A 17,562-nucleotide genomic window follows, 5' to 3' on the forward strand; every position below is an offset into this window, starting at 1 on the left:
CGTTACTTCACCTTCACCAGATCGTCTGGCTTCCAGGTCTGGTCGTAGAATTCGACACCGGTTCCATAGAGCCGCACTGTGGCGATGAAGTTGCGATCGGGCACCGTCTGGATCCAGTTGCTGTCTTCGGCCCCGGTGGGCTTGCTCGCCCCGAAATAGAGGTCGACGGAACCGTCCTCATTCACCTTGACCTTGTTGAAGGCATTGATCGAGGGCAGCAGCTTCGGCGTCTCCACCATCGTGCCGTCAGTGACATTGTAGGCCGTTACCGCCCAGAAAAGCTTGGCCGGCGGGTTTGGCGGCAGGTGCAGCTTGTAGCCGTTCGAGCCGTTGAGGAAATCGCCATCGGCGTCGCGAAGCGCGGTCGGATATTTCGAGCCGGAATCGATCGTGTGCATGGCCATGGCCGGTGCCGAGGAATAGGCGACCTGGAAGAATCCTGCGCGCTGGTTGACGTCGAGATAGCTTTCCTGGAACCACTCGGCCGTCGAGCCGGCCCAGACGTTCTCGTACTGCCGGTCCTTGTAATAGAGGTTGCGTCCGTCGGGCCGGCCGCTCTGGCGCAGCGCCATGATCATCCGCGGCGCGGTCTCGACCGCCTTCTTGAGCAGCGCCTGCTGTTTTGTGGTCGGCTTGAACGGCTGGCCCTTGATGATGCCGATGGAGGCCAGCACGCCGCGAAGCTCAGGCGTGATAGCCGAGACCGGCTCGTAGTCGACGAAGTCCTTGAGCTTGGTCCAGTAGGTGCTGTCGACCGGGTACATCATGTTGATGCGCTTGCCCGAGCCGTTCGGAAAGTCCATCGGCTTGGCGTCCTTTTCGGTCGCGTAAAGCGGATAGATGCGGGTCTGTTCGGCGTTGGCGACGGCCGGCACCGGATCCGGCCCGTTTTCGCCCTTGCCCATGATCGTGCGGAAGAACAGGAAGACGTTGTAGGTCGATGAGGTGAAGGTGAAATAGCCCTTCGGCACCTCGCCGTCATAGCCCGGCGGCAACAGCAGGTAGAGGCCGCCGCGCGCCCGGTCCGGGCCGATCGCGCCCACGTCGGTAATGGTGCGCTGGAAGAAATCGGTGAACATGCCGATGACGTTCGGCGGTGCTGCAATCACCAGCGGCCCGGTTTCCTTGAGGTCCAGATAGTTCATCGAATAGATGACGTCGGCATTCGGCGTCGGCACCCAGGCGCGCGCATCCATGCGGTCCTTCCAGATCGGCAGCACGTTGTAGCCCTTGCCGAATTCGGCCTCCGACCCGTCGCGCATGCCGATCACGTTCAGCGCCGGCAGCATGGTCATGTAGGCGTGGATGGCGCGCTGGTAGAAGAGTTCGTCCAGCAGGCTTTCGGCCTCCGCCTGGTCCAGCCATTTGCCGTTGTTGATCTGCTCGACCAGGGGAGGCGCCTCCACCGCGTCCTGGGCGATCGCCGGCGATGTCAAGGCGATCGTGGTCAGCGCGGTCGCTGCTGCCGCAAGGTAGGCGAAACGGCGGGTCATCCTCTTCTCCTCTGGCTGGGCGGCCTCTCGCAAACCGAGGCGAAGGAAAACCGCCGTTGGAAGCATCCTGGTTTCACTGGCGCCGCGACGGCGCCCTCACGGCCTCGCCGAAACACGCCGTTGGCGTAACCGGGTCGGCGGGCGTGATTTCATTCTGTTGACGTTGCCAATAGGCGCAGGAAAATCGCCGAACGGTAAGTACGTAACTGTAAATGGCCGCGTTAAAGGCGGGGCGGTTTCACCGATTGCACGGGCCGGGCAATCCCCCTAGTTTCCCGCGAAACTTGCGGGAGCTGGAGCATGCGAATTCGGTTGGCGGTCACGGATGACCTCGCTGCGCTCTGCGCGATCGACACGATCGCTGCTGAAGACCCGAGGCGACGCGCCGATATTGCTGGCTGGATCGAGACGGTTGCTGCCATCTTATCGAGATCGAAGGGGAGGTTGCCGCCTATGGCGTGCTGACGCACCACTTCTTCGGCCATGCCTTCATCGAGATGCTGATGGTTGGCGCGTCCTGGCGCCAGCGTGGTCTGGGTGCGGCGCTGATCGCCCACTTTCGATCCATGTCTTCGGGCGCGAAACTCTTCAGTTCGACAAACATGTCGAACCGCCGGATGCAGGACCTCCTGGTCAAGGCCGGGTTCCGGCCGAGCGGCTATATCGACAATCTCGACGAGAACGATCCGGAGATCGTGTTCTATAGCCCGTTAAGCCGGCCGTGATCTGGGGTGGCCGGCAAGAGCCGATCGCCGAGCCTTCCCTACGCGACTTCGGTACAGACGAAATCGCTGAACTGATCGACCGGATAGGCCATCGCCAGTGCCGCGTGGATCAGCGCCGCCTCGCCATCCGGCGCGTCGATGACGGCGACGCCTGTCTCAAGCGCCTGCTCGAAGGGCAGGCGGCCCGGCGTAATCTCCTCGGCCGCCGCCTGCGACAGGACGATGGTCGCGTCGCGAAGGTTGTTTTCGTCGGCAACGATGCGCGGGGGCGATGGGTTGGCGCGCGGGTCGAAGCCGCCCGAGGTCGGATGGAAATAGCCCCAGGTCCTGCTTTCGATCATCAGGACGTAGAAGCTCGGCAGCCGCATGAGGCGCGATGCCGGCAGCACCGTTTCAAGGCGCTGCTGCATGGTGGTGAGCAACACAGTCGCGTGGTGACGCGACTGTGCCATGTCCATTTCCCGGTTGGGGTCGAATTCCGGCAGAAGACCGGTTTCGATCGCCTGCCGTGTTGCCACCGCAACCGCAAGGGCCTGCGGGTGCTCCACGGCAAACTCGATCGTCAGTGAGCAGATGGTGCACATCGTCTTCTGCCTCCTGGCTCAGGCGGTCACGATGTTGAACCAGAACTCGAAGTTGTCGAGCAGGCCGACGAACTCCGAGAGCTTCTTCGGGTCGCCCGTCAGCTTCGCCTTTCCTTCAACCACCTGCTTCTCCATGGTGGAGATACCGAGCATGACGTCGTTCAAGTCCGCCCGCGTGGTGACGATCGAGACATCGGCATTCGGGTCACTCTTGTCCTTGGAATAATGGATCGCCGAGTTTTCGACGCCGACGGCATACTTCTCCTTGGTGTCCGTCAGCTCCATGTTGATGTTGATGATCTTGCCGGCCGCCCGGTCGCCGTTCAGCCGGACGCCGAGGAAGTCGAAGAACATCTCGAGCGGCATGGCCTTGATGGTATCCGGGCTTGCCGTGTTCGGTGTCGGAAGCTCGGTGACGCCCTCGCGCAGTTCGCGGGCACCGGTCAGGTAGAAGTTGCGCCAGGGGCCGGATTCCGCCTGATAGCCCAGTTGCTCATAGGTATCGGCGAGCAATTGCTTGGCGGCGACGTTGTTGGCATCGGCAAAGACGACGTGGTTCACCACCTCGGCGACCCAGCGATAGTCTCCCTTGTCGAAGGACACCTTGGCCTGGCGCAGTACATTGTCGGCGCCGCCCATGAAGTCGACGTAACGTCGACCAGCCTCCGTCGGGGGAAGCTGGTGCAGGTTGGACGGAACGCCGTCGAAGAAGCCGAGGCGGAGGTTATACTGCGCCACCGCATCGTGATAGACGGTGCCGTAGTAGCTGCGGCAGGCCCAGGTCGTCGCCAGTTCCTCGGGGAGCCGGATCACTTCGCCGATTTCCTTCGGCGTCATGCCGCTGTTGGCCATGCGCATGACCTGGTCGTGCAGATAGCGGAACAGGTCGCGCTGTTTCTTGATGTGGGTGACGACGCGCTCATTGCCCCAGGTCGGCCAATGGTGCGAGGCAAACAGCACCTCCATCTCGCCGCCGAACATGTCGAGCGCCTGCTGCAGGTATTTCGACCACAGGAGGCCGTCACGAACCTTTGCGCCGCGCAGCGTGTAGAGATTGTGCAGCGTGTGGCAGGCATCCTCGGCGGCGCAGAAGGCCTTGTACTTCGGAATGTAGAACATGAATTCCGAAGGCGCTTCCGAGTTCGGCGCCATGAGCACCTGAAGCTCGAGGCCGTCGATTACGATCTTCTGCCCGGTTTCGGTGGCCCAGTCGGTCGGAAGGGCAAGGCCGATCTCGCCCGATGAGGTCGATTTGCCGAGGCCGCCATCGACCTGGCCCTGGGCGCCACGCGACAGGAGGTTGCCGTACATGTAGCTTGCGCGGCGGCTCATGGCGTTGCCGGCGATGATATTTTCGCCGACGGCCGCTTCGGTGAAATCGGCAGGCGCGATGATCTTGACCTTGCCGGCGTCGATATCGGCCTGGCTGACGAGGCCACGGACGCCGCCGTAATGGTCGACGTGGCTATGGGTATAGAGCACCGCGACGATCGGCTTGTCGCCGAGCTTCGGGATGACCAGTTCCTTCCAGACGGCTGCTGCGGTTTCCGAGCTGACGAGCGGATCGATCACCAGATAGCCGGTGTCGGTCTTGAGGATGCTCATGACCGACAGGTCGTAGCCGCGGGCCTGGTAGACGCCATCGGCGACGACCTCGAACAGGCCGTGGATCATGTTGAGCTTGGCCATGCGCCACAGGCTGGGGTTCACCGTATCCGGCGCGTCGTCGGTCTCGGAATTGCCGAGGAACTGATAGACGCTGAGATCCCAGACCGCCGCGCCATCGGCATTCTTGATGATGACCGGATCCGGCAGGGCGGCAAGCAGGCCCTTGCGGGAGTCCACGAAGTCTTGAACATCGTCGAACGGCAGCCCGTTTCGATACATCGCGTTGTATTCAAGGGTCGCCTGCGTCGCCGGCTTCGGCTTGATGCCGGATTGGGGAACGGGCGGTGCGTCCTGCGCACTGGCCTGTCCTGGTTTTGCGACGAAGGTGACGGCGAGCCCCGCCGATGCAACGCCACGAAGAAAGTCTGCTCTGCTGATACCACTGCCATTCGACGAAGTCATAATGCCCTCCGAACCCAGGTTTTCAGGATGTTTTCAGATTTCCCGGGAGTGAGGCTAGGGCGACAGGTCGTGGTTGGAAGTACGTAACGGTTAAATTCTCCGCCGGGCGTGATCACAGTGGCGTGAAGGGTTAAGGGCAGGCGCGCATCTATTTGCGGCAATTATACCTTTGCCGGGACAAGAGCCTGAGCGTTCGAAAAAGACATGCGCAATGCTTCAGCGCGCGTGAAGATATCGACTATCGGCGCAAATGTTATTCATGAACTTGGTTTTCGGCGCGCTGGATCAGGCGGACCCAGGTGTTTTGGCGATCCCCCGCGCGGTCGGCGCCGGGTTCGAGAACCTGGGTGTAGCGAACGGGAGATCGTGTCGGATTTTTACGGCAATTGCCTCAAGCGGCGGCGCCGAGTTCAGCGAGGTGGCCGGCGAGGTCGGTGCCGCGGCCGGCGGCATTGATCGTATCGAAATATTCATGCCAGCCCGATTGGGCGATGCCGGCGACGAGGGCTTCGAGTGCGGTCGCGTCCGGGCAGCGCCAGACGGCGAAGAAGGTCTGCGATGCCGCATGCAGCTTCGACTGGTCGACCTTGCCGAAGGTGATGAGCTCGACGCCGAGCGCCGACAGGCCCGGCATGGCGGAGCCGATCGCGGCCAGGAACTGCTGACGCCCCTGGCGGGGAAGGGCGAGCCACGCCGGCTTGGCGCTGTAAAGTTCGGTCAGGTAGTGAGGCATGGTCTGCTTTCTTGTTGTCAGTCTGAGGTTATCGAAGTCCGGGCGCTCTCAAGCGGTTCCGGAACTGGATTTCGTGGCGATGGAGCGCAGTGCGCGCCGGCAGATGCGGGCTGTTGCGGGCCCTGGGCTTTCGGCGGACCAGCGTGCCGTGAGCACTTGAACCCACGCCGGTCGATCCTTGGCAGCATCGTTCAGCCAGTTGCCGACCGAATCCTGCACGTAAGGCGAGGGATCGGCACGCAACGGCTCGAGCACGGGCAGCGCGCGTTCGGGCTCCTTCTTGAGCGCTTGGATATGGGCGCACCAGACGCCGCGCGGGCGGATGGCCTCCGAGGCGAAACGGCGGATGCGTTCGGATGGATCCGACGTCCAGCCGGCCGCAAGCAAGGCGATTGCCTGATCCAGATTTGCGGCGAGATGCGGGCGAATGGCGATCCAGGCCCATTCGCGCACACCGAAATGGCTGTCGTCGGCGAGCGGGCGGATCGCGGCCAAGCGCTCGGCGAGGGGCATATCCTCGCCGGCTGCAACCATGAAGCAAGCCCAGCCCCGCGCCGTGTCCGAGGAATGATGCGCGAGCGTCTCGAAGGCGGAGGGGCTGAGGCGATCCGCGATCAGCCTTGCCGCAAGCGGCATGCGCCGGGAGATGCCGGCCGAGGCGACCGCGCGCATCTCAGTCAAGGCATCGTCGCCGATGTCGGGCAGGACGGTGGCCATGAGCGCTGCAAAATCGACAGCCAGGCACTCGGTCAGGGTCGTCGCTTCCGCTCCGGCGTTCAGCTGCGCCAATCGCTCGGCACCGATGGCGCTGACGCCGCGTTCCTTGGTCCTGCTCCCGCTCACGTCTGTGTTTCCGGCGTGTTCTTGGGCGTGGCGCCGGTCTCGAGATTGCGCCAGATGCGCTGAAGCAGCCGGTGGAACGTCTGGTGTTCATCGGCGCTGAAGCCGGCAAAAAGCGAAGCGATCCAGGCGCTGTGTTCACCGAGCAGGTTGCCTGCCGTCTTGCGGCCGGTTTCGGTGAGCACGACCACGATCTTCCTTCGGTCATTAAGGCCCGAGCGGCGCTCGACGAAGCCGTCGCGCTCCAGCCCGTCCAGTAGCCCGGTGATGGTGGCGCGCGTCACGCCGGCGCGATCGGCAAGCTCGTGCGGCGACAGGCCCTCGGGTTGATCGTTGAGCAGGAAGAGAATAACGAACTTGCCTTCCGAAAGCCGGTGGGGCGCCAGTCTTGCGGCGCAGTCCCGGTCGATCGCGCCTGTGAGCGCCAGCAGTTCGAAGCAGGCGCGCATGTTGCCGGTTTCGGCGACCGCACGACGCTCGGCTTCCTGCAACATGGCCCGGTGTTTTTGTTCCAGTATTGTCATAAGGCGACAGATAATAAGGCGCCTAACTGAAGTCAACGGCTTCTTGCGTGTTGGCTGTGGATGGGCGGCAGACTTGCGCTAGCGCCCGATCATCCGCTCCTGCATTTCTTCGCCGATGAAGCAATTGTAGCCCTCGCTGTATTGGGCGGGACGCACGACGGCGGGCGACAGGCGGCTTATCTCCAGGCCGGAGATTTCTGTGACCAGCTTGCGAAGGATGGCGCGGGCGAATTCGCCGCTGTCCTCCACCTTGACGAGAAAGGCGCCGTCGCCGCCGATCACGCATTCGCGGTAATAGGCGTCGAGGTCGGGGATCGCGGCGGAGTCCCGGGCCGCGTGGGTCTTCAGCATGATCGGCAGGCCGTCGATGGTGATGCCGCGGGCGACGGTGGAGTTGCGGGCAACGGGGGCGGGCACGCCCGAATTGTTGGGACCGTCGCCGGAGATGTCGATGACGCGGCGGCTGCCCTCAAAGGGGCTGTAATCGAACAGGCGGCGGGTGAAGGCCAGCGCGTTGGAGATCGAGGTGAAGGCGATGCGCCGGATCGGCTGGCGCCGCAGCAGCTCGGAATATTGCGCGGCCGTGCCGCGGCCGTCGATCAGCGTCCAGGGCGTGACCTGCACCGCCGAGCCGCCCCATTCGACATAGGTGACGGCGATGCGGCCGAAGGGGCCGTTCTCGATCGCCTCGATGAGGGCGGGCTCCAGAAAGGCGGCGACATAACCCTGCCGCTGCAGGCGCTGCTCGTCGAGTTCCATGGAATAGGAGACGTCGACGGCGAGCACCAGTTCGAGATCGACCCGGAGCGGCTCGGCGGAGGCGCTTCCGCAGACCAGGCAGGCGCAGGCAAGAAGAACCGATCCGAGCTTCATGGCAGCCGATACCGAAGGCGAGCGGGATATCTATGCTACGCCCAAACCGGTTGCGTGCAATGCGGGGTACTGTCGATGGATCAACGCCGACCGGGCGCCCTGCGGTCAGGCAGCAGGCCGCCAATCTCTGGTCGGGTCAGCGGCGCAGCTTCTGCAAGAGCGGGTCCAGCGCTTCGATGAGCGGTTCGGGGGACACCGGCTCGCCGCCGTCCTCCCAGACGTCCTGAAACTCGGCGATTTCCAGCCCGACGACCTTGCTCTTGGCAAGAACCACGCAGGCCGCGTGCAGGTCGTCGAGCGACAGGCCGTCCTCGTGCTGGTAGTCGGTGGGCACGATGCCGGGGTTCAGCACGTCGCAGTCGAGATGGATGTAGACCGGCCGGTCCGCGACGGCTTCCGCGAGCCTTTGCGGGAGATCAGTGCCGGGGCGGATATGCGGGATGCGCTTCGCCGCGATCAGCTCGGCTTCGAAGGGGTCGAGGTCGCGCTGGCCGACGAGCACGATATTTTCAATCGGAAGCCCGTCGCCGAGGCCGGACTGCCAGAGGCCGCAGGGGCCTGACAGCGCCAGCCCGCCGAGATAGCCGGTGCTGCTGGCCTCGGGCGTGTTCAGGTCGCCATGGGCGTCGAACCAGACGACGACCGCATCCGCGTGGTGCCTGGCGACGGCGGGCAGCGTTGCCAGCGAGACCGCGCAACGGCTGGTGGCGGCCAGCGAGACCGATCCGTCGGCGTAGATCGTTTCGAACCGATCGCGCATGCGCCGGAGCGTCGGCATCGCGGCCTCGAGCTCGACCGTCCAGTGGCCGTTCAGCGCCGGTTCCGGCTCGCCGATCGTGACGGTTTCGAGGCCGAACTTTCGGGCGAGATGGGCGGCAACGGACTTCGCGCCGGGAATGCCGAGGTCGTTGTGATCGCCGGCGCGACCCTGGAAGCAGGTGAGGGCAAGGGGCATCGGTGCGGGCTCCAAACACAGGTTTGAAGCGAGCGAAGCACGGGGGGCGTCGATTTGGCAAGGCGGGTAGCCGAACGGCGCAAAGCGGTTGCGCCCGTCGGCTCCCGTCAGGCCACTGCGGGGCGCCACCCAGTGCCGGTGGCTTAACCGAACACCAGCGAGCGGTGCAGTTGCGCGCCGGCCCAGGCGCCGTCGCCGACGGCAAGCGACACGGAATGGGGAACGCGGCCGACATCGCCGCAGGCATAGGCGCCGGAGACGGTGGTTTCCTTGGCGGCCGTCGCCCTGATCTGCAGGCCCATCGGCGTTTCCTCGATCGCGCAGCCGAAGCGTTCGGCGATGTCGCTTGCGGGCGTGGTGCGGGTGGCGACGAAAAGGCCTGCGAAGGGCAGGCGGCGGCCATCCGTGAGCACCACGTCGGCATGGCCCTCAAGCCGTGCGACCCGGGTTTCGTCGATGGTGACGCCGCGCCGGATGAGGTCGGCACGGCCTTCGGCATCGAGCGTGATCGCACCGTTGGTGAAGAAGGTGACCTTGCCCCATTCGGGGATGAGCTGGGCCTGGTGGATCGACATCGGGCTTGCGGCGATGACGGCGATTTCGCCCTCGTTCAGTTCGTAGCCGTGGCAATAGGGGCAATGGAAGGCGCTCTTGCCCCAGCGTTCCGCCAGCCCCTCGATGTCAGGCAGGCCATCCTTGACGCCAGTCGCAAAGAGCAGGCGCCGGCCTTCGAGGGCGGCGCCATCGGCTGTGGTGACGACGAAACCGTCGATCTTGCCGCTCGCCTTCTCGGCGCGGCCGTCGATCCAGGTGAGTGTGGGGTAGGCGAGCAATTGTTTGCGCGCGGTCGCGGCAATCTCGCCGGGGTCGATGCCGTCCTGGCCGAGGAAGCCGTGGGAGTGGCTGGCGAAACGGTTGCGGCGAACGCCCTCGTCGATGATCGTCACGCGGCGGCGGGCGCGCAGCAGCTGAAGGGCGGCGGCCATGCCGGCATAGCTGCCGCCGATGATGATGACGTCCTGTTGCATGGGGATGGTCCTTTCGGTTGGGCGCAGGCCAGCCCACCGGCTTTTTGCACCAGTGTGTCGACCCGCGCTTTGGGCAATAGGGTTCCGGCCGGAAAACCGCCTATGCGGTTCCGGGGCGGCCGGATGTGTCGGGATCGATCACGTCAGGACGGATCGACCGGCTGCTGTCATTGCGATCGGAGCCGGTGCCGCCGCGCAAAGTCCTCGGCGAGGTCGGCAAGGGTTACGTGGGCGAAACGCTCGAGCAGCAGCGCCTCGGCCTCGGCAAAAGCGGTGTCGAGGGCGGCGTTGACCGCCTGCTCGACGAGGCATTCCGGCATTTCCTGCCGGTTGCCGATGGCAAAAATCGCGGGTTCGCCGAGCGTTTCGTGCAACTGCCGAAGCGTCACGGTCTTGAGATCAGCGGTGATCGCCCAGCCGCCGGCATGGCCGCGGGCGGAGGAAACGATACCGGCATCGCGCAGGAAACCCATGGTGCGGCGGACAACGACCGGATTGGTGCGCATGCACATGGCAAGCTCGTCCGAGGTCAGGGGCTCGCCGCGCTCGGCCATGTGCAGGAGCGCGTGCAGGACGGAGGAAAGGCGGCTGTCTTTTTTCATGTAACTTCAATTATTACGAATCGAGGTGCGATGCAAGGGGTATGGGCGCGGGCGTGGGCCAGGCGGGTTTGGAACCCGGCTCGCTATTGCAAGTCACGGAGTGTGCAAGCCATCTCCGCGGCCCTCATTCCTGTGCTTGTCACAGGAATCCAGCCAGCCCAAATCTTTGGCTGGAAGGACCCTTCTGCACGCGGGCGCGACGCGAAGGGCATCTTCTTAAAAAGCCGGAAGGCGTCGCGCCGGGTTCGCATATTGCGCCGTGCCGACGCACGGCTGCTGGATCTCTGTGACGAGCACAGAGATGAGGGTGGTCCGCCGTCCTGACTAGAGATGGATGGCGCCATAGGGATTGTACTTGAACTCATCCTCGCCATAGGCGTCGACGGGCAGCAGTCTGGCGCCGCGGCGCTTGAGCACCTGATCGATGCCGTCGGTGACGACCTCGTCGGCAACGGTGTCGATCAACGCGCTCAGGGCCAGTTCGTCGTCGGAGAGGGTTTTCGGCGCGTAGACTTCGGGTATGCCGACCAGGTGGAAGCCGACGCTGTAGAGATGTTCGTCCGTGCCGATCGGCCGCTTGGCAAAGGCGAGGCGGCAGGGGCGGGCAAGCGCAGCGCCGGTCTGGCCGTCTGCTTCACGCGCCAGCGCTTTCCATCTCTCGATGCCGTGGGCGACGCCGGCGCTCTCGCCCTTGGCGGCGACGATGCCGTTGTCGAGGGTGTGGGCGACCAGCCGAAGCGCGATGGCTGAATGTTTGACGGCATCCTCCGCCGTCATCGGCGGGCCGAGCACATAGACGACCGAGCGGTGGTCGCCGACGGCCTCTTCATCCGCTTCGCTCCAGGCGCCCCTGTGGACCCGATCCCGGCAGACCTCGAAGGACATCGACATGCGATCGTCAGGCGCGTCCTCGGAAAAGGTGTCATCGATCTCGAAGCCCGGCGCGAAACTCTCGATCGCCGACTGGATGGTTTCACAAAGCTTAGAGAAGGGCGTCTGCCCGCCGAGCAGGCAGAGCACGTGACGTGGCTTGACTTCGGAAAAACTCATGGCCGCTCCTCAGTGGTCTGGAGCAAAGCTGTCGCAGACACCACCGCAAGATGCAAGCGGTCAGTGTATGGCTTTCCTAAGCGTGCGTTTGGCTCTGCCCCCGTGCGACGAGGACGATGCCGGCGAGCGAGACGACGAGGCCGGCGGCCATGGCCCAGGAGAGGGGTTCGCCGAACATGATAAAGGCCCAGATCATCGTCACCGGCGGGCTCAAATAGAGGATGGCGGTGACGCGGGCGGGCGAGGATTTTTTCAGCGCCAGGTAATAGAGGCTCCAGGCGCCGAAAGTGGCGACGAAGACCAGCCACAAAATGCCGCCGACGAAGCCCGGATCGAGAACCGGCAGCACGCTGCCTTCGCGCCAGGCAAAGAGCGCGAAGATGGCGGATGCCGAAAGGCACTGGATGCAGAGGCTCTGATGCACCGGCATGGAGCCGGCCGCGCTGCGCTTCTGCAGCAGTGTCGCCAGCGCCAGTGACAGGGTGCCGAGAACCGGCAGGCCATAGGCCCAGAGCGGCACGTTGCCTATATCGAGCGACCAGCCGGACGCGATCAGGACACCGGTGAGGCCGATGAAGGAGCCGAGCCACTGGCGGGCGGTCAAGGCCTGGCCGAGGATTGGCCAGGAGAGGATGGCGACGGCAAGCGGCAGCATGTCGGTGATCAGCGCCACCAGCCCGGTCGGCACGCCATAGGAGATCGCCAGCGCAAAGCCCGCGAGGTAGCCGGACATGGCAAGCGCGCCGAAGAGCATCTGCGGCACGGCGTCCTTCATGCGGATCTTCGGCCCGATCGCCAGGGCGAAGGGCAGGAGGATGAGGCCGGAGACGAGGCTGCGCCAGAGGAGGATCAGGAACAGCGGCGCGTGGTCGATGGCAAAGCGGATGCCGACGAAACCGGCGCTCCAGGAGATGACAAGTGCTGCCTCGAGCAGGATCAGGATCGAGACCGCCCACACCCCGTTTGGACGGCGGGAGGGCAGCGCGGCAACGTCGCTCATGGCAAGGGTCCGGCGTCAGCGGGTGGAAAGGGCCGCACCGATCGCGGCATCGGAGTTCCGAGGCTTGGCGCGGCGCCGGCCCGGTATCGGCAGGGTGAGAATGAAGAGCGAGCCGACGATGAGCCCGATGCCCGCCCAGCCCTCGGCCGGCAGCCGCTCGCCGACGATGGCGACGGCAAGGACGGCGGCAATAACCGGCTCGAGCAGCGACAGCGTGGTCGCCATGGTGGCCGACACGCGGGCGAGGCCATAGGCAAAGAGCACGTAGGCGACCAGCACCGGCACGAGCGCCATGTAGATGCCGACGGCGATGTTGGTCGTGGAAGCAAGCAGCGGTGCGCCGGTAAAGGCGAGCACCGGCAGCAGCAAGGTGCCGCCGAGGCCGATGATCGACCCCATGGCGGCGCGCGGCGGAATGCCCGCCTGCATCAACCGCCGCGCCACCCAGGAATAGAGCGCATAGAGCAGGCCGGAGACGAGGCCGAGCAGGATGCCGTAAAGCACAGCCGTCGGGTCGGCGGCACCGCCGCTGCCGTGGCTTTCCGAGAAGGTGAGAAGCACGGCGCCGCCAAGGCCGGCGGCGGCACCCAGTAGCCAGCGGGTCGTCAGCTTCTGACCGTCGAAGAAACGCTCGATCAGCGAGGCGGCGAGCGGCGCCGAGCCGATGGAAATGACGGTGCCGATGGCGACACCGGCCAGATGCATGGAGGAGTAGAAGGCGAGCGGATAGATCGCGACCGAGAGCGAGCCGAGGATCAGCATCGGCCATTGCGCCGCAAGCTTTGCCCTGCTTTTCACGATCGAGCGCAGCGCCGTCAGCGCCAAGAGCAAGCCGCCAAGGCCCATGGCGACGGCGCCGATGCCGAGCGGGCTGACACCTGAAGCAAAGGTGGCGGTGGTGCCGGTCGTGCCCCAAAGGGCCGAGGCGACGAGCACGCAGGCAAAGCCGACGAAAGAAGCGGAGGTCCTGGAGGTCATAGCTGGTCCATGATCGAGATGGCGATCCGGCGCGCGGTCTTCAGCCGTGCGTCATGACCGTCGAGCCCGGCGCGCGACATGGCGCCTTCGAGCAGGAAGGAGAGGTGTTCCGCCGTCTCGTCGATGGCAGCACCGGCGTCGGGCTTCATCTCCCGGAGATACTGCTTGAACAGCGTTTCCACCTCGTCTTTCTGCGAGGCGACGATGTCGCGGGCGGGATCGCCGACCGAGAGTTCGGCTGCGGCATTCAAGAGCCCGCAGCCGCGAAAGCCCCAGGAATAGGCCATCTCGGCATGGTCGACATAGCTGTCGAAGATCGCAAGCACGCGCTCGCGCGGCGTCGCCGCATGGGCCAGGCGCTCACGGTAAAGGTCCTGCCATTCCCGGTGTCGCGCCTCGATATAGGCGTTCACCAGATCCGTCTTGGACGAGAAGTTGTTGTAGAGGCTCATCTTGGCGACGCCCGCATGGGCGGTGATCGCATCGATACCCGTGGCGCCAACCCCATCCCGATAGAAGAGTTCCGCTGCCGCCTTCAGCAGGCGCTCGCGCGCCGGTGCTTTCTCGCTCATGGCTTGCTCCAAATTTCTAGGTAGACCGATCTACCTATTTCGGCGCGATGTCAAGGGAGGCATCGTTTTCTGGAGAACGGTTGAGCGTGCGCCGACGCGCCGGCGGATCGCGGTGGCCGTTGTTTTCGGCTGTAACCGTAACGTACTTCCGCACGTCACAGGCAACGGGTCTACTGCTCGGCATGCATTCGCACTAAGTTTCGCATCGGCGGCTCGCACCGGAGTCTGGGCAGCGGCGGTCGAGAAATTTCAAGACCGCCGGCCGCGGCGTATGAGGGAGATTCGGCATGTTGCGATTTGTACTGACGGGTCTGGCGCTTCTGGCCGGCGCGACCAACGCCCCGGCGCAGGATACGTTGCCGGCCGAGATGCGGGACCGCGCGATCGAGCGTCGGGCGACGGAGGCGGTCATCTGGGGCATGCCGGCGGTCAATGCCGACCTGATGTTGCAGGCGATGCTTTCGACGACGAAGGCCAAGGTCAACGAGATCGTCTACTGGTCGAAGCCGGTCAACTGGAAGAACCAGACGCTGACGCCGAACCCGGATTCGATCTATTTCATGTCCTTCTGGAACGTGAAGGACGGGCCCATCGTCATCGAGATCCCGCCGGCCGAGGGCGGATCGATCGCCGGCAACATCGTCAACGCCTGGCAGATGCCGCTCGAAGATGCCGGCCCGCATGGCGCCGACGAGGGCAAGGGCGGCAAGTACCTGATCCTGCCGCCGGACTACATGGGCGAAGTGCCGGAGGGCTTCATTCCGCTGCGCTCCGATACCTTTACCGGCTTCGCGCTGCTGCGCTCGAATTTGAAGAGCCATGCCGCTGCCGATGTCGAAAAGTCGGTCGCCTACGGCAAGAAGATCAAGATCTACCCGATGCCGGTGACCGACAAGCCGCCGGAAACGGTCTTTACCGACGCCTATGACGTGCTGTTCGACAGCACCATCCGCTTCGACGCCAGCTTCTTCGACAATCTCAACCGGGTCGTCCAGACCGAACCCTGGCTCGAGCGCGACCGGGTGATGATCGACCAGCTGAAGACGCTCGGCATCGAGAAGGGCAAGCCCTACCAGCCAAGCCCGGAAACCAGGGCGCTGCTCGACAAGGCGGCGGCCGAGGCGAAGGCAGAGCTTTCCGCACGCTACGATGCCGGATTCCCTGTCATCAACGAGGGTATTCGCTGGTTCCCGGCGGCTGTGGCCGAAATGGTGAAGGCCGCCTCGGAAGCCTATTCCGATCCCGATCTCTATCCGGTCGATGCCCGTGGCGTGACCTATACGCTCGGCTTCACCGGCATCAAGCGGCTGGGCACGGCGCAGTTCTACCTGATGGCCAACAAGGACAAGGACGGCAACGCCTTCGACGGCAGCGCCAATTATCGCCTCGTCGTGCCGAAGGATGCGCCGGTCGAGCAGTACTGGTCGGTGACCGCTTACGACCGCGAGACCCATGCGTTGATCCGGAATATGGACAAGGCCAGCGTCGCCTCGATCGGCGAGGGGGTGAAGAAAAATGCCGACGGCTCGGTGGATGTCTATTTCGGCGCCAAGGCGCCTGCGGGCAAGGAGGCGAACTTCGTGCCTGTCGATCCCGCCCGCAAGTTCGAGCTGCTCTTCCGCCTCTATGGACCGGAAAAGCCGCTGTTCGAGAAGACATGGAAACTGCCTGACGTCGAGAAGCTGCCGTGACTTCAGGGGCGGCAAGCTGTGGCCGCGCCAAAATTCGAGTGAACGCAATGGAGACCATTGTGACCCATAGAAGAGCCTACCGGGCGCGCTGCCAGGCCGACCGCTGGCACGCACCCTTGGCAGCGCAACTTCCGCCCACATTTTTCCATGATCCACAATCACGACTACCCTGTTCCCGTCGCGTTGCGGGCATACAGGGGAGATTTCAGTGATTTCAGTTCGTGCTGCGGCCCTCGTCGCCGCCCCGGTTCTGGTGATGATGATGGCGCCGGAGGCGTCTGCTTGCACTTGCGGGGACCGAGTGCTTGGAAAACCGGGGAAAACCTCCACCGAGAAGTTTCAGGAGTCGGATCTGGTCATAAGGGGTCGAATGAAGACGGTGACCTATGGCGTCGAATTTGCAAACCCGGACGAGCCGGACATGCCGTTCCGGATGACGCGCGGCGAGATCGATATCAAGGCCGTGCTAAAGGGCAGCTTCAAGGAGAAGACCATTTCTGTCTACACCGGAGCCGGTAATGGTGACTGCGGTCGCCTCGGCGAGTTCATCGGGCAGGCGGTCTACTACAATCATGAGAAATTCGGCGAGTTTGAACTCGGGCTGAGCAAGGGCGAAATCGAGGGGAAGACAATCTACATGACGTCGATCTGCGACTACATCAAAGGACCGGGAGACGGCGAAGCGGAGCCGTGAGGCTTGCCCGGCTCATTCGGAGACCACGAGAAAACCGCATGCTTTTGGGCGGCCCTTTCGCTGGGCCCACCGTTGCCGGTTGAAATCTCACATTCCTGCCTTCTTATATAGAGTTGAAGTTGGAGAGATGTGCGGGAGAGGCGATCATGTGCGGACGCGTCTATCTGAAGACCAATCTCGAGGGGCTGCTGCGCGCCTTTGGCTTTGCGACGCGTGGCGGCGTCGAGGCGATTGCCAACCAGTTTCCGCGCTATAACGGCGCGCCGACGCTGATCTATCCGATCATCATTCGCGACGTGATCCGCGATCCCGATCTCTTCGGCCCGGTCTTCGTTTCGGCGCGCTGGGGGCTGATCCCGAGCTGGACGAAGGACCCGAAGGCGGGCAGGCCGCTGGTCAATGTGCGCTCCGACACGATCGCGACGAAGTTCCGGTCGAGCTACCAGCGGCGCCGCTGCCTGGTGCCGATCGACGGCTTTTTCGAATGGAAGGACATTCACGGCACCGGCAAGGACAAGCAGCCCTATGCCATCGCCATGAAGACGGGCGAACCCTTCTGCCTTGCCGGCATCTGGGAGAGCTGGCGCAACCCTGTAACCGACGAGGACATCCGCACCTTTGCAATCGTCACCACCGACGCCAACGCGATGATGGCCGACATCCACGACCGCATGCCTGTCATCCTCCACCCCGACGACTACGAGCGCTGGCTCTCGCCCGAGCCGGAAGCGCCCGATCTGATGCAGCCCTTTCCGCCTGAGCTGATGACCATGTGGAAGATCGGCAGCAAGGTCGGTTCGCCGAAGAACGATACGCCGGACATTCTGGATCCGGTGGATTGAGGGCGACACGCCATCGCGAAGGGTGGCGTCAGCACCTTCATGGTCTTTCTCTTGTTCCCGCTGGGGAAACGCGTTGACGCGATGATGGGAACGGGTGAGAAACGAGGGACCGAAACTTGAGGTAGCGTAATGTCGCGAAAGATTGCCGTCATCGTCTGCGTTCTGATTGTCGGCATGTCTCTGGCAAGCTGCGCGCGGAACTCCTGCCGGGATTGGCCGGGAACCTGCATCATCCAGTGATGATGGGGGCCATCGCCGGAGCCGGAGTGGCAAGGCATCTGCGAACGCCGGTTCGAACGACAACGATC

Annotated in this window: 18 protein-coding genes; 4 read left to right on the forward strand and 14 right to left on the reverse strand. The window is 64.0% G+C overall.

Annotated features, from left to right (window positions below; genetic code table 11):
• Positions 1-2: 2 nt before the first annotated feature.
• On the reverse strand, positions 3-1,493 hold the full coding sequence (locus OKW20_RS19390; protein ID WP_429113529.1) for a DUF1254 domain-containing protein: 1,491 nt from the start codon (positions 1,491-1,493) through the stop codon (positions 3-5).
• Between the two features lie 398 nt (positions 1,494-1,891).
• Here OKW20_RS19390 and OKW20_RS19395 point away from each other — a divergent pair, with 398 nt between their 5' ends.
• Positions 1,892-2,218, forward strand: coding sequence for a GNAT family N-acetyltransferase (locus OKW20_RS19395; protein ID WP_429174553.1), 327 nt, complete (start codon positions 1,892-1,894; stop codon positions 2,216-2,218).
• A 38-nt stretch (positions 2,219-2,256) separates the two neighbouring features.
• Here the strand turns inward: OKW20_RS19395 and OKW20_RS19400 are convergent, their stop codons facing one another.
• The 13 genes from OKW20_RS19400 to OKW20_RS19460 form a co-directional block, all read right to left on the reverse strand.
• Positions 2,257-2,802: a hypothetical protein gene (locus OKW20_RS19400; RefSeq protein ID WP_429174303.1), complete on the reverse strand. Its 546-nt coding sequence runs from the start codon at positions 2,800-2,802 to the stop codon at positions 2,257-2,259.
• Between the two features lie 18 nt (positions 2,803-2,820).
• Positions 2,821-4,872: an alkyl/aryl-sulfatase gene (locus OKW20_RS19405; protein WP_429174306.1), complete on the reverse strand. Its 2,052-nt coding sequence runs from the start codon at positions 4,870-4,872 to the stop codon at positions 2,821-2,823.
• A 391-nt stretch (positions 4,873-5,263) separates the two neighbouring features.
• Positions 5,264-5,605, reverse strand: coding sequence for a DUF6616 family protein (locus OKW20_RS19410; RefSeq protein ID WP_034793040.1), 342 nt, complete (start codon positions 5,603-5,605; stop codon positions 5,264-5,266).
• Positions 5,606-5,653: 48 nt separating this feature from the next.
• Complete coding sequence (locus OKW20_RS19415; protein WP_429174312.1) at positions 5,654-6,448, reverse strand: DNA alkylation repair protein; 795 nt, start codon at positions 6,446-6,448, stop codon at positions 5,654-5,656.
• Entirely contained in the window at positions 6,445-6,969 is a 525-nt protein-coding gene (locus OKW20_RS19420; RefSeq protein WP_429174314.1) for a MarR family winged helix-turn-helix transcriptional regulator, read from the reverse strand. Before OKW20_RS19420 ends, OKW20_RS19415 begins: the two co-directional genes overlap by 4 nt.
• Positions 6,970-7,047: 78 nt before the next feature.
• Positions 7,048-7,842: a DUF1194 domain-containing protein gene (locus tag OKW20_RS19425; RefSeq protein WP_429174320.1), complete on the reverse strand. Its 795-nt coding sequence runs from the start codon at positions 7,840-7,842 to the stop codon at positions 7,048-7,050.
• A gap of 136 nt (positions 7,843-7,978) precedes the next feature.
• Positions 7,979-8,797, reverse strand: a complete 819-nt coding sequence (locus tag OKW20_RS19430; protein ID WP_429174324.1) for an arginase family protein — start codon at positions 8,795-8,797, stop codon at positions 7,979-7,981.
• A 143-nt stretch (positions 8,798-8,940) separates the two neighbouring features.
• Positions 8,941-9,825, reverse strand: coding sequence for an NAD(P)/FAD-dependent oxidoreductase (locus OKW20_RS19435; RefSeq protein ID WP_429174326.1), 885 nt, complete (start codon positions 9,823-9,825; stop codon positions 8,941-8,943).
• 167 nt (positions 9,826-9,992) lie between these two features.
• Positions 9,993-10,427, reverse strand: a complete 435-nt coding sequence (locus OKW20_RS19440) for an RrF2 family transcriptional regulator (protein WP_043616306.1) — start codon at positions 10,425-10,427, stop codon at positions 9,993-9,995.
• Between the two features lie 324 nt (positions 10,428-10,751).
• Complete coding sequence (locus OKW20_RS19445; RefSeq protein ID WP_429174328.1) at positions 10,752-11,477, reverse strand: hypothetical protein; 726 nt, start codon at positions 11,475-11,477, stop codon at positions 10,752-10,754.
• A 76-nt stretch (positions 11,478-11,553) separates the two neighbouring features.
• Positions 11,554-12,477: a DMT family transporter gene (locus tag OKW20_RS19450; RefSeq protein WP_429174332.1), complete on the reverse strand. Its 924-nt coding sequence runs from the start codon at positions 12,475-12,477 to the stop codon at positions 11,554-11,556.
• A 15-nt stretch (positions 12,478-12,492) separates the two neighbouring features.
• A complete protein-coding gene (locus OKW20_RS19455; protein WP_429174335.1) occupies positions 12,493-13,455 on the reverse strand; it encodes a DMT family transporter in 963 nt (320 codons plus the stop codon).
• Positions 13,452-14,027, reverse strand: a complete 576-nt coding sequence (locus OKW20_RS19460) for a TetR/AcrR family transcriptional regulator (protein ID WP_429174336.1) — start codon at positions 14,025-14,027, stop codon at positions 13,452-13,454. Before OKW20_RS19460 ends, OKW20_RS19455 begins: the two co-directional genes overlap by 4 nt.
• Positions 14,028-14,314: 287 nt before the next feature.
• Between OKW20_RS19460 and OKW20_RS19465 the strand changes: the two genes are divergently transcribed.
• The 3 genes from OKW20_RS19465 (at position 14,315) to OKW20_RS19475 (ending at position 17,254) form a co-directional block, all read left to right on the forward strand.
• Positions 14,315-15,718 (forward strand): DUF1254 domain-containing protein, encoded by a 1,404-nt coding sequence (locus tag OKW20_RS19465; RefSeq protein ID WP_429174338.1) that lies wholly within the window; start codon positions 14,315-14,317, stop codon positions 15,716-15,718.
• 208 nt (positions 15,719-15,926) lie between these two features.
• Entirely contained in the window at positions 15,927-16,412 is a 486-nt protein-coding gene (locus OKW20_RS19470) for a hypothetical protein (protein WP_429174340.1), read from the forward strand.
• Positions 16,413-16,558: 146 nt separating this feature from the next.
• Positions 16,559-17,254: an SOS response-associated peptidase gene (locus OKW20_RS19475; protein WP_043620181.1), complete on the forward strand. Its 696-nt coding sequence runs from the start codon at positions 16,559-16,561 to the stop codon at positions 17,252-17,254.
• Positions 17,255-17,562 lie beyond the last annotated feature (308 nt).

It is taken from the genome of Ensifer sp. LBL, from assembly GCF_050435225.1.
In the GTDB taxonomy this organism is placed as follows: Bacteria; Pseudomonadota; Alphaproteobacteria; order Rhizobiales; family Rhizobiaceae; genus Ensifer.

What these genes read in the sequence shown, in the direction of transcription:
- OKW20_RS19390 (WP_429113529.1), bottom strand. Translation starts at nt 1,493, where the DNA reads ATGACCCGCCGTTTCGCCTACCTTGCGGCAGCAGCGACCGCGCTGACC.
- OKW20_RS19400 (WP_429174303.1), bottom strand. Translation starts at nt 2,802, where the DNA reads ATGTGCACCATCTGCTCACTGACGATCGAGTTTGCCGTGGAGCACCCG.
- OKW20_RS19405 (WP_429174306.1), bottom strand. Translation starts at nt 4,872, where the DNA reads ATGACTTCGTCGAATGGCAGTGGTATCAGCAGAGCAGACTTTCTTCGT.
- OKW20_RS19410 (WP_034793040.1), bottom strand. Translation starts at nt 5,605, where the DNA reads ATGCCTCACTACCTGACCGAACTTTACAGCGCCAAGCCGGCGTGGCTC.
- OKW20_RS19420 (WP_429174314.1), bottom strand. Translation starts at nt 6,969, where the DNA reads ATGACAATACTGGAACAAAAACACCGGGCCATGTTGCAGGAAGCCGAG.
- OKW20_RS19425 (WP_429174320.1), bottom strand. Translation starts at nt 7,842, where the DNA reads ATGAAGCTCGGATCGGTTCTTCTTGCCTGCGCCTGCCTGGTCTGCGGA.
- OKW20_RS19430 (WP_429174324.1), bottom strand. Translation starts at nt 8,797, where the DNA reads ATGCCCCTTGCCCTCACCTGCTTCCAGGGTCGCGCCGGCGATCACAAC.
- OKW20_RS19435 (WP_429174326.1), bottom strand. Translation starts at nt 9,825, where the DNA reads ATGCAACAGGACGTCATCATCATCGGCGGCAGCTATGCCGGCATGGCC.
- OKW20_RS19440 (WP_043616306.1), bottom strand. Translation starts at nt 10,427, where the DNA reads ATGAAAAAAGACAGCCGCCTTTCCTCCGTCCTGCACGCGCTCCTGCAC.
- OKW20_RS19445 (WP_429174328.1), bottom strand. Translation starts at nt 11,477, where the DNA reads ATGAGTTTTTCCGAAGTCAAGCCACGTCACGTGCTCTGCCTGCTCGGC.
- OKW20_RS19450 (WP_429174332.1), bottom strand. Translation starts at nt 12,477, where the DNA reads ATGAGCGACGTTGCCGCGCTGCCCTCCCGCCGTCCAAACGGGGTGTGG.
- OKW20_RS19455 (WP_429174335.1), bottom strand. Translation starts at nt 13,455, where the DNA reads ATGACCTCCAGGACCTCCGCTTCTTTCGTCGGCTTTGCCTGCGTGCTC.
- OKW20_RS19460 (WP_429174336.1), bottom strand. Translation starts at nt 14,027, where the DNA reads ATGAGCGAGAAAGCACCGGCGCGCGAGCGCCTGCTGAAGGCGGCAGCG.
- OKW20_RS19465 (WP_429174338.1), top strand. Translation starts at nt 14,315, where the DNA reads ATGTTGCGATTTGTACTGACGGGTCTGGCGCTTCTGGCCGGCGCGACC.
- OKW20_RS19475 (WP_043620181.1), top strand. Translation starts at nt 16,559, where the DNA reads ATGTGCGGACGCGTCTATCTGAAGACCAATCTCGAGGGGCTGCTGCGC.